This window comes from Flavobacterium anseongense, assembly GCF_021608185.1.
Lineage (GTDB): Bacteria > Bacteroidota > Bacteroidia > Flavobacteriales > Flavobacteriaceae > Flavobacterium > Flavobacterium anseongense.
This window is the reverse complement of sequence record NZ_JAKIHN010000007.1, coordinates 170,370-188,564: the sequence shown is the minus strand read 5'-3', so window position 1 is coordinate 188,564 and position 18,195 is coordinate 170,370. Positions and strand designations below refer to the sequence as shown.

The following is an 18,195-nucleotide window of genomic DNA, read 5'->3' as shown; positions in this document are numbered from 1 at the left end:
AACATCATGAAAAATAAAATTACATATTTAGTACTATTAGCTATCACTTGCGTTAACAGTTATGCGCAGGTTATTAACAAAGGAGAAGTAAAAGGTAACAAAGAGTATCAAAAATACGCTTATATTGATGCAATCAAAACATATGAGCGTATCTATGAAAAAGGATACAAATCGCCTGATATGTTGCTTAAAATAGGTAACTCATACTATTTCAACGCCGAATTAGAAAAGGCAAACAAATGGTATGCTGAACTTTACGCAACCAATCCGGAACAAGAACCTGAATTCTATTATCGTTATTCTCAAACTTTAAAAGCTGTAAAAGATAACGACCAAGCAGCTGCTATGTTAGCTAAGTTTTCTGAAAAAAGCGGAAATGACAGCAGAGCAAAATTACTCTCTCAAAAAAGAGATTATTTAGCCGAAATCAAAAAGAACTCAGGTCGATATAAAATCGAAAATGCAGGTATTAATTCAAAATACTCTGATTACGGAACAGCTTTTATGGGAACCAAAGTAGTTTTCTCTTCTGCACGTGATACAGGAAATTTCTCGAAAAGAATTCACACTTGGACTGGTCAGTATTTTACTAATCTTTATGATTCTCCAATATCGGAAGATGGTTCACTTGGTGCCGTTGGAAAATTTGGTAAAAAAATAAACACTAAATATCACGAAGATACTCCGGCTTTTACTAAAGACGGAAAAACAGTTTACTTCACCCGTAATAACTATCTTGACGAAAGAGGTTATGATGCCGGTAAAGTAACGCTTTTGAAAATTTATAAAGCCACTGTAGATAAAGAAGGACAATGGAGTAATATTACACCGCTACCATTCAACAGTGATAGCTATCAAACAGCTCATCCAGCTTTATCACCGGATGAAAAAACTCTATACTTTGCTTCTGATATGCCCGGAACTCGTGGTCAATCCGATTTGTTTAAGGTAAAAATAAATGATGATGGCAGCTTTGGTGCTCCTGAAAATTTAGGCGACTCAATTAATACATCAGGTAGAGAAACTTATCCTTTTATCTCTGATGATAACGAATTATACTTCGCTTCAGATGGTCATCCAGGTATTGGTGGAATGGACATTTTTATTACAAGATTGCCAAAAGACGGAAGCCTTAATTTTAAACAGGTACTAAACGTCGGTGAAGAAGCTAATAGTCCAAAAGATGATTTTGCCTTTATCATTAATTTTAAAACTAAAAAAGGATTCCTAAGTTCTAACAGAGATGGCGGACAAGGAAGCGATGATATCTATAAATTTGTAGAAACAAGACCAATTTGGTGTGACCAAATACTTTTTGGAGTTGTTACTGATGAAGATACAAAAGCGGTTTTACCTAATACCAAATTGATACTTTTTGATGAAAAATTCAACCAGCTTAAAGAAACTACTTCTGACGCAGAAGGTAAATACGAATTTACAGAAGTTGAATGTGGTGTGAAATATTTTGTAAGAGCTTCACGTGAAGATTATACAACAAAAGAAGTTTCTGTAATTATTGGTAAAGAAACAGGTAAAACCGAACTTAATATCGAACTTAAAACTTCAACTTGTAAAGTTAAAATTGGTGACGATTTAGCAGATTGTTTCAAAATCAATATCATCTATTTTGATTTAGACAAATGGAATATCAGACCTGATGCCGCTGTTGATTTAGCAAAATTATTAGATGTATTGAATCAAAATCCATCAATGAAAATCAATATTCGTTCGCATACCGATAGTAGAGCTTCTTTCTCTTATAACGATAAGCTATCAAAAAGAAGAGCAAAATCGACAAAAGACTGGTTAATTAAAAACGGTATTGCAGCTGATCGTTTAACCTCTGAAGGTTTAGGTGAAAACGAATTGGTGAACGGTTGTTCAGACGGGGTAAAATGTACCGAAGCAGAACACCAACTTAACAGACGTTCTGAATTCATAATTACAGCATTATAATAAAACCCTAACAATCATACTTTAAAAAGCATCCGAAAACGGGTGCTTTTTTTTATCTTTGAATCATGGTAATTACAAAACTTTTCAAAGATTTTTTTGAAAGCGAAAAAGCTGGTGGATTTACATTAATAGCTTGTACACTGCTTTCTTTATTTTTAGCAAATTCCATTTGGAGCGAAAGCTACTTACATATTTGGCACTTACAACTAGGAAATCATTCACTAGAACATTGGATAAATGACGGCTTGATGACCATTTTCTTTTTGCTGATTGGTTTAGAATTAGAGCGCGAAATCTATGCGGGCGAACTTTCCAATATCAAAAATGCATTGCTGCCAATCTCGGGAGCAATTGGTGGAATGTTACTTCCTGCAGCTTTGTTTTTACTCATAAACTTTGGAACCGAAACCCAATCCGGAGCCGGAATTCCAATGGCAACAGACATTGCTTTCGCCTTAGGGATTTTATCGCTTTTAGGAAATAAAGTACCAACTTCATTAAAAGTCTTTCTAACCGCTTTAGCTGTAATCGATGATTTAGGGGCTATTCTGATCATTGCAATTTTCTATACAGGCGATTTAAATTGGATAAATCTAACCATAGCTTTATCTATTTTTGGCGTTTTATTAGCTTTGAACAGATTGAAAGTCCACAACCTTATTCCCTATTTAATTGGTGGTGTTTTTATGTGGTATTTTATGCTGAATTCAGGAGTTCACGCCACAATTACCGGTGTCTTATTAGCATTTGCCATTCCGTTTAGTACGGGAAGTGAAAAATCGCCATCTATAATCTTACAACACTTTTTACATAAACCTGTTGCTTATTTTATTCTTCCCATTTTTGCATTGGCGAACACCGCAATTATAATCAATTCTGATTGGCATTTTGCTTTGTCTCATAATTACACATTGGGAATTGCTTTGGGATTAATCGTTGGGAAGCCTATCGGAATTGCCCTTTTTAGTTATTTATCAGTGAAACTAAAAATTTGTTCGCTTCCTGAAGACATCAATTGGAAAGCCATAATCGGAGTCGGATTTTTAGGCGGAATCGGCTTTACCATGTCCATCTTTATTACGCTTCTCGCCTTTTCAGATGTTGAACATATCGATAATTCCAAAATCATGATTTTAGTTTCATCGTTAATCGCAGGAACTTTAGGCTTATTATTTTTAAAATTTGTTTTGAAAAAGAGTTTTAATGAAACTAATTCCTAATTTATTCTATCCACTACGCTCCAAACAATTCGCGCTTCACACTCGGATCCTTAATACCATTTTTTCTTTTTGAAATAATAAACCATTCCCAATAGTAATACAAGCATGAATCCAACGATGATGAAATAACCATATTTCCAGTGGAGTTCGGGCATGTTATCGAAGTTCATCCCGTATACACCAACAATGAATGTCAATGGCATAAAGAAAACCGAAACGACTGTCAGGGTTTTCATAACTTCATTCATCTTGTGATTTTGGGTAGAGAAGTAAAAATTAGAAGCACTATCCAACGAAGTCAAATCGTATTCAATTTGTTCCAAAAGCTCTAAACATTTTTGATGTAAACGCGAAAAGAAACTGTAATTGTCATGCTCAATAGCATTAAACACATTATCGTCTTTCATGCTTTTGATAGAATACAATGAATCTCGCAACGGAATAATGGAACGTTTTAAAAAATTGAAATTATCGCGGTGCTTTTCTATCTGTTCTAAAATTTTTGGATTAGTGCTGGTTTTTGATTCATCTATCAATGATTCAACACTGTCTTCTTCGTTTTCAATCGTGATGTAGAAATTTTCCATGATGGCATCCAGCAACAAATACAAAAGATAATCCGCCTTTTTATCTCTAACGATACCTGAATGTGTTCTGATGCGTTCTCGAATATGAGTAAAATAATCGCTTCGCTTTTCCTGAAATGAAACCAAAATACCGCTCTTCAACAAAAAACTAATCTGTTCTACACTTATATTATCACTATTTTCAATGGGCAACAAAGACTTGATATTGAAAAACAAAACATCATGATATTCATCAAGTTTGGTTCTTTTAGTGGTATTCAGTATATCGCCCAGCATGAAATTATCAACGTTGAGAAAATCACCGACAGATTTGATTAACTCGGTATCATTTAATCCATGAACATTGAGCCAATTCACTTTTGAGAGTTCAAAACATTTTCCTAATTGCGATTTGGTAAATTCATTATACTCTGTCAAATCATGGGCATCATAAACAAACAATTGCATTTCGGTTTTGGTTTGTTTGTGCACTCCGGTATAATCTAAAAATGTAGGCTGAACTTTCTTCCCTTTTTTATATTTAATTTTTCTCACGAATTCTAAATTTGTTTAAATTTAATACTATTTCTTTTTTTAGAACTATTTTTACCAAAAATCATTTTATGCAAACGTTAATCATCAACATAAAAGAATTGCTGCAAGTCAGAGAAACTTCGATATGTAAAGTTTCCGGCAGTGAAATGGCAATTTTACCGACAATCAGTAATGCCTATTTGTTGATAGAAAATGATGTGATTGCTGCTTTTGGTTCGATGGAAAACTGTCCAAAAATAAACGCAGACAAAACAATCGATGCCACAGGAAAAATGATTTTGCCTTCGTGGTGTGACAGCCACACGCACATTGTATATGTGGGCAATCGGGAACAGGAATTTGTAGACAGAATTAACGGCTTGACTTATGAAGAAATTGCCAATCGTGGTGGTGGTATTTTGAATTCGGCTAAAAAATTAAACGAAGCTTCAGAAGAAGAAATTTATAATCAATCCAAAAAACGTTTAGAAGAAGTTATCCAACAAGGAACTGGTGCTGTCGAAATCAAATCGGGTTACGGATTGACTGTTGATGGCGAACTCAAAATGCTTCGTGTCATAAAGAAATTAGCTTCTGCTTATCCAATCAAAATCAAAGCAACATTTCTTGGTGCTCATGCTTTTCCTTTAGATTATAAAGAAAATCATAGTGGATATATAGATTTATTAATCAATGAAATTTTACCAAAAATTGCTGCCGAAAATTTGGCCGATTATATTGATGCATTTTGTGAAACAGGTTATTTTTCGGTGGAAGAAACCGAACGAATTATGGAAGCCGGAAAACAACATGGTTTACGTTCCAAAATACATGTCAATCAATTCACTGCTATAAACGGAATTGCAGCCTGCGTAAAACACAATGCCCTTTCAGTCGATCATTTAGAAATTGTAACCGATGAAGATATTGAAGTTTTAAAAAACACTCAAACCATGCCTGTGGCTTTGCCAAGCTGTTCTTATTTTATCAGCATTCCGTATACACCAGCGCGAAAAATGATTGCCGCAGGTTTGCCACTTGCTTTGGCATCAGATTTTAATCCGGGAACTTCACCTTCCGGAAATATGAATTTTGTTGTCGCAACCGCCTGCATCAAAATGAAAATGACTCCCGAAGAAGCCATTAATGCGGCCACGATAAATGGTGCGTACGCGATGGAAATTTCAGCAACACACGGAAGTATAACCGTTGGTAAAAAAGCCAATCTTATCATCACCAAACCTTTGAATTCGTTTTATGAATTACCCTATTCTTTTGGCACAGATTTGATTGAACAAGTAATGATAAACGGAAAGTTAGTTTCATAAAAAAAGTCCTCTCGTTTTGTTACGAGAGGACTTTTTCCTTTTATAATAAGTAAAAAAGATGATTCTTATCGCAAACTAAAACTGCTTTTTGAAACCAATTCTCCTTTGTCAAAAACATTGACAAAATAAGTTCCTTTAGCAAAATCTTTTCCCGGTAATTGCTCAGAAACTTCAACCGTTTTGTTTTCATATTTTACCGTCGTTGTAAAACTATAAGTTAATGATGTTTCACCAAACGAAACAGTTTCCTTATCTCCCAAAACATTGTTTTTAGAATCAATTACCTGAACATAATAAGTCTTATCTCCCGATTTGGCAATTTTGTTTTCCGCTATAGTAAAGTTAACTTTAAGCATGTCCGTTCTGCTTGCTTTGTCAGTAGCTACTTGTTTTCCTGAGCTTTTAACTTTATAAGAAGCCGTTTTCAAATTCGTAACCGAAAGTTTAGAACCTAACTCAACTGTTTTAGCCAGTTGCTCATTTTGACCAACCAAAACCTGATTGTATTTTTTGTTGTCTTCTAAAGCAACAGTTGTACTGTCTACCTTAGTGGTCAAAACTTGATTTTGTTTTTTCAATACATCAACTTCCTGCATCAAATTCTGCATTTTTTGCTCCATTGCTTTGTATTGGGTTTTATATTTTTGCAACGTGGCATTGTCACCTTTTGATGCTTTTAAATCCGCCATAAGTTTTACAACCTTATCTCTTTCGGCAATCAGCTCATCCGACATAGAAGTGTTTTCTGCAATTGCCGCATCATAAGTAGCTTTCAAATCCGCCAAATCCTTTAGTACTGATTCTTTTTCAGACTTTACAGTAGTAACGGTAGTTTGCAAAGTCTTTGCATCGGACGTTAGTTTAAAAATGTAAATTAAACTTCCTATCAATAAAACTGCTAATATTCCAATAATAGCTTTTAGTTTTGAATGATTGTTTTGATTTTCCATGTGTGTTTTTTTTAATTATATAATGTAGGTACTATATTGATATAGTAACGAAAGATAAACATTTTTATTATATTTTTGGTGAAATATTTTTTTTCAGATGGAGAATATAATTCCGTTTTCAATTACCGATTTAGCAAAAGTAACCAATCACCGAAGCGGTGAAGTAAAATTTGGTGAAAAAATGCTAACCATTCCCAAAGGTGAAAATTGTCACGATTATTTGAAAAACTGCGATGCAAAATATGTGTTGTTCGGAATACCGGAAGATGTTGGTGTCCGTGCTAATTATGGTCGTCCCGGAGCTTATTCTGCTTGGGAAAGTGCTATTGCAAGTATTGCTAACATTCAGCACAATCGCTTTTGTAAAGGAAGTCAAATTTTGGTTTTAGGAGCGTTAGATGTAGCTGAAGAAATGGAAGCTGCAAAAGACCTGAATTTTAACAATACGGTCGACCGAAAAAAATTAAGTTCACTTGTTGAAAAAATTGATAAAGAAGTTGTGCACATTATCAGCTGCATTATAAAATACGGTAAAACTCCTATAATTATTGGTGGCGGTCACAACAATGCTTACGGGAATATAAAAGGAACGGCCCTTGGACTGGGAAAACCAATAAATGCAGTCAATTTTGATGCGCATTCCGATTTTAGGATTTTGGAAGGAAGACATAGTGGCAATGGTTTCTCTTATGCCTATGAAGAAGGTTTCCTAAAAAAATATTTCATCTTTGGATTACACGAAAACTATACTTCTAAAAACGTTTTAGATATTTTAAAGAAAATTGAAGACCGCGTTACTTTTAATACGTATGACGAAATCAAAGTACGCAAACAAAAGCAATTTCTACAAGAACTTATCAGAGCATCCGATTTTGTCAAAACTGATCCTTATGGTATTGAAATCGATTTGGATGCGTTGCCAAATATTGCCAGCAGTGCCATGACTATGAGTGGTTTTTCGGTAGAAGAATTACGCGAGTTTGTTTACTTTTTCGGCAATAATAAGAACGCATGTTATCTCCATATCTGCGAAGGCGCACCCGATTTGGGTGAAGAAAAAAACAATCACCTTATCGGAAAACTGATTGGGTATTTGGTGACTGATTTTATTAAGTCGAGGAAAGATCTTATTTAAGTACGAGGTACGAAATCGGAAGTACGAAATGGGTCACTTTATTACTTCTGACTTCGTATTTCGAACTTCGGACTTTATTTGCCTATCTTTGCGCTGACTTACTACTTAACAGTAAGTATTTTATATGTTATTCGAAGATTTATCATTATCCAATAGTATTCAGAGAGCAGTCTTTGAAGAAGGATACACCAGCCCAACGCCTATTCAGGAAAAGGCTATTCCATTTATTTTAGCAGGAAAAGATTTAGTTGGCTGCGCTCAAACCGGAACCGGAAAAACGGCAGCTTTTGCTATTCCAATCATACACAACCTTCACAGAATAGTAGGTTCATCCAAAAAGACAAAACAAATTCGTTGTCTTGTAGTTACACCAACACGTGAGTTGGCTGTACAAATTGGCGAAAGTTTTGACACTTATGGAAAATACACTAACCTGAGACAGCTAACCGTTTTTGGCGGCGTTTCTCAAGTGCCACAAGTTGACCAGTTAAAGAAAGGCGTTGACATTTTGATTGCCACTCCGGGAAGATTATTGGATTTGCACAAACAAGGTTTTATTGATTTTGATCATTTACACTTTTTGGTTTTGGATGAATCTGATTTAATGCTCGATATGGGTTTTATTAACGATGTTAGAAAAATTGTGAAATTGGTTCCAACCAACAGACAGACTCTATTGTTTTCGGCAACGATGCCAATGGCGATTCGTGAATTAGCTGACACATTTTTGAATAAACCCGAATATGTTTCGGTTACTCCGGTTTCTTCTACGGCTGAAATTATTGAACAGCAAATCTATTTTGTAGATAAAACAGATAAGCGTGCTTTGTTATATCATTTGATACGTAATGAAAACCTAAGTAATGTTTTAGTTTTTGTTCGTACCAAACATGGTGCTGACAATGTTGTTAAAGCTTTGAAGAAGCATGGCGTTAATTCGGAAGCTATTCATGGCGACAAATCGCAAACAGCTAGACAGCGTGTTTTGGATCATTTCAAGAACAAAGAAATCTCGGTTTTGGTTGCTACCGATATTGCTGCGCGTGGAATTGATATTGAAAGTTTACCGTATGTAATCAATTTTGATTTGCCTAATATTCCCGAAACTTATGTTCACCGAATTGGTAGAACCGGTCGTGCCGGAAATGGCGGAATATCGATTTCTTTCTGTAGTAAAGACGAAGAACCGTACTGGAAAGACATTCAGAAATTGATAAAAGTAAATGTAAAAACCATCAAAGACCATCCGTATCCCTGGAAAGATGAAGTTCCGAATCCGGATGCAAAACCCGATTTGAGAAACAAAAAGAAACCTGAAGGAAAAGGAAATAATTCGAGAAAATCGGAAGCTTCTAAAAAGAATAAAAAACGCTGGTATTAACCGGCGTTTTCATTTTTAATTTGATTGTGAATTACGTGAAATAACTTTGAAGGCTCAAAAGGTTTCACCATAATATCGTTCATACCGGCAGAAATAGCCTGCTCAACAACTTCCTGTTTGTCGAAAGCAGTTAGTGCAATAACCGGAATAGTAATTCCTTTTTCTCTGATTTTTCGCGTGGTATCAAAACCATTTATTAAAGGCATATTGATATCCATCAATATTAAATCAAACGATTCACGGTCTAACGCCACTAGAGCAGCATAACCATCATCAACAATGGTACAACTCATATTGCTGCCCTGAATGATTTTTTTGGTTACAACTTGATTTATTTTATTGTCTTCTACAACCAAAATATTGTATAAATGGCTGGTCGATAAATCAACCTCTATATTATTGATAATTTCTTTTGATTTTTCTTCATCAAATTCAAATCCGATGGTGAATGAAAAAGTGGTTCCTACATTTTCTTCGCTTTCTAAATGCACTTCGCTGTTGAATAATTTCACCAGGCTGGAAACGATTGACAATCCCAAACCTGTACCTTGATAATCTTCTTCTTTTCGCTCTATCTGTACAAATTTATCGAAGATTTTTGTTTGGTCTTCTTTGGCAATTCCGATTCCGGTATCTTTAACTTTGAATTCGATGTAATAGAATTTGTCTTCTACTTTTTTCAAATCGGCTATGACAGCGACTTCACCGTTTTTGGTAAACTTCAAGGCATTGCTTACCAAGTTCATTATGATTTGTGACAGTCGAAGTTTATCTCCAATTAAAAATTCGGGAATGGCAGTATCAATTTCAACTGTAAATACGTTGTTGTTTTTATCGGCTATATATTCGACCGAATTTTTAATCAAAGTGATTTCATCTGTTAAGTTAAAAATCAAGCTTTCCAACACGATGCGCTTTTCCTCTATTTTATTAATCTGAAGAATATCATTCACCAAAGAAAGCAGGTATTTGGCTGAGAACTTTAAGGATTTTAGGTGTGGACTGTTTCCTAATTCTTTATGTTCATCCAGAATAATATTGGTAATTCCAATAACTCCGTATAAAGGCGTTCTTAATTCGTGAGTGATTGTGGAAACGAACTGTGATTTGAGTTGCGATGCTTCTTCGGCTGCTTCTTTTGCTAAAACAAGTGCTTCATTTGCCTTTTGTAATTCGATATTGGCTTTTTCTCTTAGTTTTATGTTTTTATACAAAGTCAGTAACAACAATAATAAAATTATCATGATGACTATGAACATTACAACAACCAGTCTTGATTCTTTTATTCTTTTTTGATGTTGCTCATTTACCTGTTCGATTCGTTCTAATTGATTTTTGTATTCGTCTAACTCGATTTGTACGGCGGCTTTTTGGAGTTTATCAAGTTTGTCTTCTGAAAAAACAACTTTGCTTAGTGAATCTAATTTAGCTTTATACTCGAGTGCTTTTTGTGGTTCTTTGAAATGCTTATAATGACGAACCAGATTTTCATAAATACTGATTAAGTAGGAATCGTATTGAATTTCTTTGGCCAATTCCATTGCTTTAGCATAATGTTTTTCAGCTTCAGCCTTTTTATTATGAGATGTGGCGTAAATTCCGAGCAGTGAACTCAACCTCATATTCATTTCCTGGTCGCCGTACTTTTGCACATTTTCCTGAATGTCTTTTAGATACAGATTTCCTTCATCATATTTATCAATCGCAAAGTAAGCGCTGACAATGTTCATTTTAGTATTCTTGATATCGATGGTATCATTTATTTTTTCAGCATAATACAATGCTTTTTTATAATAATTGATTCCTTTGTGAACGTCGATTTGGTTGTAATAATAAACGCTGCCTAAGTTTCCGTAAATCCAATTGTAGAGTTTGTCCTTGTTTGTTTTTTTAGCATAGGAAAGTGCTTTTTCATAAAAGTCAATCGCCTTTTTGGAATCGGAACATTCGTTGTAAATAACACCAATGGTATTGTAGGATTGCGCTATATAAGAAGGATCATTTATGCCAAAAGAATTGATCAAAGCCTGTTTTGAAGATTCTAATGCTTTGTCATACTGTGCATCATTAAAATCGGTAACAGCCTGATTGAGCAATTTTTCTATTTCAGCTTTCTCGTTTTTATAATCTTGCGCTACCGAATTGGCAAAGCAGAAAAGTAAAAACACGAGTAAACTGGTGGATTTGGCTTTAATCATAGGGTTGGTTCTGTGTTCAAATATAAAATTTTTATTCAAAAAAAAATCCCGATTGCTCGGGATTTTATTTGTATCAGATTAATTTCTAATCAATTTGCGGTATTTAATTCTTTTTGGAGTAACATCAACACCCAAACGTTTCTTTTTGTTTTCTTCGTATTCAGAAAATCCGCCTTCAAAATAATAGACTTCCGAATTGCCTTCGAATGCTAAAATGTGTGTGCAAATTCTGTCCAAAAACCATCTGTCGTGACTAATTACTACGGCACAGCCGGCAAAGTTTTCCAAACCTTCTTCCAAAGCACGAAGTGTGTTAATATCTAAATCATTTGTTGGCTCATCGAGTAACAATACGTTTCCTTCTTCCTTTAATGTCATGGCCAAATGCAAACGGTTACGTTCACCACCTGAAAGTGTTGCCACTTTTTTGTTTTGATCACTTCCACCAAAGTTAAATCGGGATAAATATGCTCTTGAGTTTACCTGTCTTCCGCCCATCATAATTAATTCCTGTCCGTCACAGAAATTTTCCCAAATTGATTTATTTGGATCGATGTTGGAATGCGATTGGTCAACGTAGGCAATCTTTACTGTATCACCAACACTGAATTCTCCTGCATCTGTTTTTTCTTCTCCCATTATCATTCGGAAGATTGTTGATTTACCGGCGCCATTTGGCCCGATGATACCGACAATTCCAGCTTGTGGTAAAGTGAAGTTTAAGTTATCGTATAATAATTTTTCACCAAAAGCTTTGGCTACATTTTTAGCTTCAATAACATTTGTTCCCAATCTTGGTCCATTCGGAATGTAGATTTCTAATTTTTCGTCAAGTTCTTTTTGGTCTTCGTTTAAGAGTTTGTCGTAGTTCTGCAAACGCGCTTTTTGTTTGGTCTGACGCCCTTTTGCACCTTGTCTAACCCAATCCAACTCGCGCTCTAACGTTTTTCTGCGTTTGGAAGCCACTTTTTCTTCTTGCTCCATACGTTTAGATTTTTGGTCAAGCCAGGAAGAATAGTTTCCTTTCCATGGAATGCCTTCTCCTCTGTCTAATTCCAAAATCCAACCTGCAACATTATCTAAGAAGTATCTGTCGTGGGTTACGGCAATTACGGTTCCGGCATATTGTGCCAAATGTTGCTCTAACCAAAGTACACTTTCGGCATCTAAGTGGTTGGTTGGCTCATCTAATAGTAATACATCTGGTTGCTGTAATAGCAAACGACATAAAGCTACGCGGCGACGTTCTCCCCCTGATAAATGTTTGATTGGTGTATCGCCTTCAGGTGTACGCAAAGCATCCATAGCGATTTCCAGTTTGGTATCTAATTCCCATGCACCGGAAGCATCAATTTTATCCTGCAACAAAGCCTGACGTTCCATTAACTTGTCCATTTTGTCGGCATCTTCATAGACTTCGGGCAAACCGAACATATCATTAATTTTGTTGAATTCATCAAGAACAGCAACCGTTTCGGCTACTCCTTCTTTCACGATTTCGATAACTGTTTTGGTTTCATCCAATTTTGGTTCCTGCTCTAAATACCCAACAGTATATCCCGGTTGAAAAACCACATCGCCTTGGTAGTTTTTATCCACTCCGGCAATAATCTTCAAAAGCGAAGATTTTCCTGAACCGTTAAGTCCAAGTATCCCGATTTTTGCTCCATAGAAGAAACTTAAATAGATGTTTTTTAATACTTGTTTATCGCTTCCTTGGTAGGATTTACTCAATCGTTGCATTGAGAAAATTACTTTCTTATCGTCTGACATATTTAGATTATTAGATTGTTAGATTATTAGCTTGTTAGATTATTAGCTTGTTAGATTTTTGGATTATTAGATTTTTGTTTTTTGTTTAAAAAAAAATAATGACAGCAAAGATAGTTCTAAATAAAAAGAATGCAAAAGATGGTAACGGAATTCTTAGTATTCAAAGTTATTCTATTTAACTTAAATTGATAAACAAAAAGAGTATTTTCAAACTAAAAAAACCCAGCTTCAAAAATAATTGAAACTGGGCTGCTGAAAAAAAAATAATCTTGAAAATGAAATCTTTTACTCTATATATTTACTAATTCACCACTTTTTTAGTCACTACTTTATTGTCTTGTGTCGTTACTTTAACTATCAAAACTTGCTGTGAAGCTCTCAGATTCTTAATTGACGTTGATGTTGCATTAACCTCTTTTTGTTCTGTAATCAACCTTCCCTGAAGATCATAAACTTTGACATTAGCTATTAGCTCATTAGTCGAATTTATGTTTATGATGCCATTACTTTTGTAAACTGTGATACTATTTTTAATTAATGACGGATCGTTTACACCTAAAGCACCATTGGTATATCTCAAAATAAAACGGTTATTATATATTCCCGGTACCGCATCAAACGTATAACCTCCGTTTGTTATGTCTATAATTGTATTGGTCAGTAAATCTTCGATATAAACGTTTTGATCAGCTAATAAACCATCTGTATTATCTATGCTTATCGTTAAAGGACCGGTAATAGTTGTTTTAAATCCTAATGGCACTTGGTCATTTTCGTCAAATGGTAATGCACGACCCTGTATGGTTAAATTCTTACCTTGATTTATACTATAAAAATTGACATATTGATTCGCATTAAAATTTTCGCCGTCAAAAAGACCTTCATACTCATTTGTAGCTCCTTCTATATAACCTACTAAAGTTTGTTTGAAAGCTCCTTGAGGACTTGTTAAATTTAACCAAATACGGTGCTTTTCAATAGACGTATTTGTTCTGTTGTTTGTTCTGAAAAATTGAGAATTATCTCCTGTAATTCCCCCCACACCTACTCTCATCGAATTAGAAAAGTCGATTGTTGTATCTCCATTTAAAAGAGCAGGATTTTTACTATTAGCAAAGAATCCTTGTCCTGAACCAATTTTACCCGTAGGAGCAAAATTACTAACTCCCGGATTTAAAGCTGCTGTACCTGTTGATCCCGTACGGTTATATGAAGCATAATCATCTTGATCATATACATTACCTGCTATAGGTGTATTATGTGTCCAGAAATACAAGGTTCCATCAAGAACATTCAGATTCCCATCTATGAAAGTATCTGCATCTAAAGCAGATGGATACGGATTTCCTATAAGGTAAGCTTTATTAGCAACAATTCCAGAAATCTGATATTTTCCATTATTTGGTACACCAACGAAAGTAGCTTCATACGAAGACGGTGGATTTGGAGCCATATAAGCACTTAACTGTGGTCCTCTAATTATATAACCAACAGCAGGAGTCATTGTCGTTGCAGTAGTTTCCTGTTTCCAGGCTTGTGTAGTGGAATTAAAAGAATAAAACTTGTCGTATTGCGTATTTGGAGAAACACCACCTAAAGTAAACCCTGTTACCGGTGAAGACCAATAAGTATAATCAAAATTACTTATGGCATTAGTTTGTCGCTTATAATTGATAACGCCTTTATTAACAGCATAATCATTAACCTGAACCAAACTACCTGTATTTTCTATAATAATAGCATTGGCTCCTGCATTGTTTATTATTTGATTTTGTACTGTTACGGTAGCGCCTGCTCTAATAGTTAAAGAACCTGAACCATTTATTGTTAGCTTTTTGGCTGTAAAACCGCCACCACTTGTTGCAGTATCATAAGCACCTAAAATAATAGCGTTCTTGGTAGCAGATGGAGTTCCGTTAGTCCAAACTAAACCTGTAGTCCAAGTAGTAGAATCAGATACATCTCCTCCGATTACCAAACCATCAGTACCTGCAGCAGCTACACCTGGTGGAAGCCCGGCTCCCGTTGCTGTGTTTGGAGAACCAAAGCCCCAACCTGAACCTGAAGATCCATATCCACTTGCATAATAGCGCAACGTAATTGTAGTCCCAAAAGGAACATCCTGCAAGGCTGTAATGCCTGATACATCTATCTGTCCCATTCTTAATGACGTAGATTGGACCGCGGACCCTATTGGAACAATAGTAGTTCCTCCGTCTAAACTGTACCCAAATTGGGAAATAACACCCGGAGCGGTATTAAAACCATTAGTTGCATCATAAAAATGGGCATCAATGGTAGAAATAGAAACTGTTTTTCCGGCACTTGCTGCCTGAAGTGTAACCTGAAAATATTGATTATTCCCGGATGTGACTGAAGGAGCAATAATGGTAGGTGTATTGAATGGAAAACCAGTTGATCTAAAAGCACTGGTACCTCCACTGGCAGCTACGCTTGAACCTCGTGTTATATACTTTGGTGCCAACGAAGAAGCTGTATTAGTTCCGGCAGGTACAGTATTATTAGTAGTCGTGTCTAAACCAGCATCATAAAGATAGGCTTGAATATTGGTCTGTGTAACACTGCTTGACGTCCAAAAATTCCATGCCGCTATAGGATACTCAATAACGGTAAGTGTTCTGGTTACATCGGTAGCTGCATTATAATTAGTACTTGCAGCTTGTGAAGCCGTAATAGTAGTCGTACCAATACCAACATAATGCACCTTATTTGAAACAATAGTAGCAACGGCAGGATTTGAACTTGTAAAAGTAATTGTGTTTGTTCCTGATGTTGCAGATGCAAATGGTGGCGTAAAATCGGTAAACCCAACATAGTTTAATAAAGAAGCGGCTACAATATTGATGGTTTGATTTGCTTTGGTAATATTAGCTGTTAAACCGGTTGGTTGTGTCAAACTATATTTTGCAGCATTTGCTCCTCCCAAAGTACTGGTTGAAGTAACTGCTATTCCGGTTCCGACATTAGCACTTGCAAATGTCCCCGTTCCTGTTAAAGTAACCACATCGGCATTAATAATTCCTGTAAGTGAACCCGTGATGGTCGCTGCTGTTGTGCCATCATAAACTTTATTTGATGCTGCAGCACTTGAAATGGTTAGCGGTTTTACATTTACGGTCAAAGCCTGAACAACCGGTGTAGCGGCAGCCCAGCTGCCATTTCCTGCCTGCGAAGCGGTAATATTAGTTGTACCAGGCGCTACAATTGTTACTGTATTACCTGAAACCGTTGCTACTGCTGTATTAGAACTGGAGTAGCTAACTGTTAGTCCTGAGCTCGCCGTAGCCGTTAAATTAAAATTAGCATCACCATAAGTAACTGCTGATAATGCGCCAAAAGTAATGGTTTGAGAAGGCAATTGTATGTATGAAAATGCAGAACCTACATTAGAAGTACCATTCACTAATTGCACCTGAACACTAATGCCGTCATTAACATCAATGGTAGCCGGAAGAGTTACAGTAAAAGTTGCAACTCCACTTGCATTGGTAACTGTAGTTACAAACAAATCATTTACAGTTGAAGTTCTGGCAGTCCCGTCTATAGTATACGATTCTCCAGTAGTAGCATTAGTATTTGTAATAGTTGCATCATATACAAAATTATATCCTGATACTAAATTATTGTACTGGTCTCTGGCAGTAATTGTAATGGTTTGCGTAGTTCCCGGCGCTAAAGCTGAACCTATAGTTGCTGTTGAATTTGCTGCCACTACAGCACCTGCATTAATCTGTTGGGTTACAGTAGCCGGCGAATAGCCCGTTGCCACAATAGATACTGCTTTTGAACCTGCAGTAGTTAATAAAGTATTTAAACCTGACGGTAGCAATTGTAAATTACCCGCAGTTAAAACATAATCTGTTCCTGCAGTTAAAGTTGTAGTACCTATTTTAACCGCAGTAACTAATGCAAACCATGCTGCGTCATTAGTAAAAGTAATGTCTATATTATTATCAACATTATTTAATGTCGTATCAGCAGTAAGTGTTGGTGGAGTCAAACCTGTATTGCCACTGCATGTCGCAGGAATAGTACAATAATTAAATGCTTTGTCTACAGCAAAAATAGTATAATAATATGTTACACCGCTAGATAGCCCTGTATCTAAAAAAGTATTTGCTCCAGCAACACCCGGAACTATTCCTACTACTGTACCTCCACCTGTAGCTGTCGTATTACCAACACCATAAATACCGTTCACATTCAAAGTGACTGCAGTTGCCGAAGTACTACGAACAATTACGTAACCACCACCATCACCTGCATTTAGCAAACCAGTCCAATTAACATTTAAAGAAGTACCAGAGGCTATAGTTGTTCCTGCAACTGTTGGGTCAGCAGGCACAACAGTATCTGCAGCACTACCTGCATAAACAACAATATCATCTATTTCATAAGCAACAGAAATTCCTCCTCCGCTTCCTTGAAATCTTACTATTCCATAACCAGTTGCTGCATTGTTTGCAGAAGTAATAACTTCAGTACGTTTTGTCCAAACTGCTATACTATTTACATTAGCAGCTGTACTTGCAGTACCCCAATTAGTACCCCCATTGGGAGTTGCTGAAACAACAAAACTTCTATTACTTGAACCTGCATATTTAAAATAATACTGAACAACATACTGAGTATTCTGAGCAAGTGAGGCAGTAGGAGTATAAAATCCATGACCTGAAGAACCTGTGGTAATAGATAAATACTGAGGTCCTGAACGTCCTCCTGTTGTATTAATTACTCCAACGGAACTAGCATTATTTTCCGTGTATGCTGTCTGTGTAGTTGCTGTTGGAAGTGCCAATAATGACAAACCACCGGCTGCTTGAGTCTCCATCCCACCATCCATACTAGGAAAACTACCTATAGTCTGCGCCTGCCCCCAACTGATCTGAACAGTCATTAGCAACAACGCAAAAAGACATAACAATCTATGGATTGCTTTATTTTTTTTCTGGAAAAAACGTGTTGTAATAATGTTCATAAAATTAATAATTAAGATAAAATTTAATCTTGTCAAAAAACTATGCAATCGATTGCCTTAAAGTGACTTATTCTTCAAAATAAAAATATAAACTACCTGAATACATGCATTTTACAAACGACTGTACAAAGGTAGAAAATATATCTTATTTTAAA

General features: G+C 35.8%; 10 protein-coding genes. 5 read left to right on the top strand and 5 right to left on the bottom strand.

Translation table 11 applies throughout. From position 1 onward, the window contains the following. The first annotated feature begins 6 nt into the window (after window positions 1-6). Both L1S35_RS10930 and nhaA read left to right on the top strand, forming a co-directional pair. Entirely contained in the window at window positions 7-1,956 is a 1,950-nt protein-coding gene (locus tag L1S35_RS10930; protein WP_236400584.1) for an OmpA family protein, read from the top strand. A gap of 65 nt (window positions 1,957-2,021) precedes the next feature. Next, window positions 2,022-3,176, top strand: a complete 1,155-nt coding sequence (gene nhaA, locus L1S35_RS10925) for a Na+/H+ antiporter NhaA (RefSeq protein WP_236400582.1) — start codon at window positions 2,022-2,024, stop codon at window positions 3,174-3,176. A gap of 50 nt (window positions 3,177-3,226) precedes the next feature. Here the strand turns inward: nhaA and corA are convergent, their stop codons facing one another. After that, window positions 3,227-4,297 (bottom strand): magnesium/cobalt transporter CorA, encoded by a 1,071-nt coding sequence (gene corA, locus L1S35_RS10920; RefSeq protein ID WP_236400580.1) that lies wholly within the window; start codon window positions 4,295-4,297, stop codon window positions 3,227-3,229. 68 nt (window positions 4,298-4,365) lie between these two features. Here corA and hutI point away from each other — a divergent pair, with 68 nt between their 5' ends. Continuing rightward, complete coding sequence (hutI, locus tag L1S35_RS10915) at window positions 4,366-5,604, top strand: imidazolonepropionase (protein ID WP_236400578.1); 1,239 nt, start codon at window positions 4,366-4,368, stop codon at window positions 5,602-5,604. Window positions 5,605-5,669: 65 nt separating this feature from the next. Here hutI and L1S35_RS10910 read toward each other — a convergent pair whose 3' ends face one another. Continuing rightward, entirely contained in the window at window positions 5,670-6,554 is an 885-nt protein-coding gene (locus L1S35_RS10910; protein ID WP_236400576.1) for a DUF8428 domain-containing protein, read from the bottom strand. Between the two features lie 97 nt (window positions 6,555-6,651). Here L1S35_RS10910 and L1S35_RS10905 point away from each other — a divergent pair, with 97 nt between their 5' ends. Both L1S35_RS10905 and L1S35_RS10900 read left to right on the top strand, forming a co-directional pair. After that, window positions 6,652-7,689: a formimidoylglutamase gene (locus L1S35_RS10905; RefSeq protein WP_236400573.1), complete on the top strand. Its 1,038-nt coding sequence runs from the start codon at window positions 6,652-6,654 to the stop codon at window positions 7,687-7,689. Window positions 7,690-7,813: 124 nt separating this feature from the next. After that, complete coding sequence (locus L1S35_RS10900) at window positions 7,814-9,070, top strand: DEAD/DEAH box helicase (protein ID WP_236400572.1); 1,257 nt, start codon at window positions 7,814-7,816, stop codon at window positions 9,068-9,070. Here L1S35_RS10900 and L1S35_RS10895 read toward each other — a convergent pair. The 3 genes from L1S35_RS10895 to L1S35_RS10885 form a co-directional block, all read right to left on the bottom strand. After that, window positions 9,067-11,268, bottom strand: coding sequence for a response regulator (locus tag L1S35_RS10895; RefSeq protein ID WP_236400570.1), 2,202 nt, complete (start codon window positions 11,266-11,268; stop codon window positions 9,067-9,069). The genes L1S35_RS10900 and L1S35_RS10895 overlap by 4 nt on opposite strands. Before the next feature lie 78 nt (window positions 11,269-11,346). Beyond that, window positions 11,347-13,041, bottom strand: coding sequence for an energy-dependent translational throttle protein EttA (gene ettA / locus L1S35_RS10890; RefSeq protein ID WP_236400568.1), 1,695 nt, complete (start codon window positions 13,039-13,041; stop codon window positions 11,347-11,349). A gap of 301 nt (window positions 13,042-13,342) precedes the next feature. After that, the gene (locus L1S35_RS10885) at window positions 13,343-18,040 is read right to left on the bottom strand and encodes a RemA C-terminal-like gliding motility protein (protein ID WP_236400566.1); all 4,698 of its coding nucleotides are present in this window, start codon (window positions 18,038-18,040) and stop codon (window positions 13,343-13,345) included. Between the last annotated feature and the right edge of the window lie 155 nt (window positions 18,041-18,195).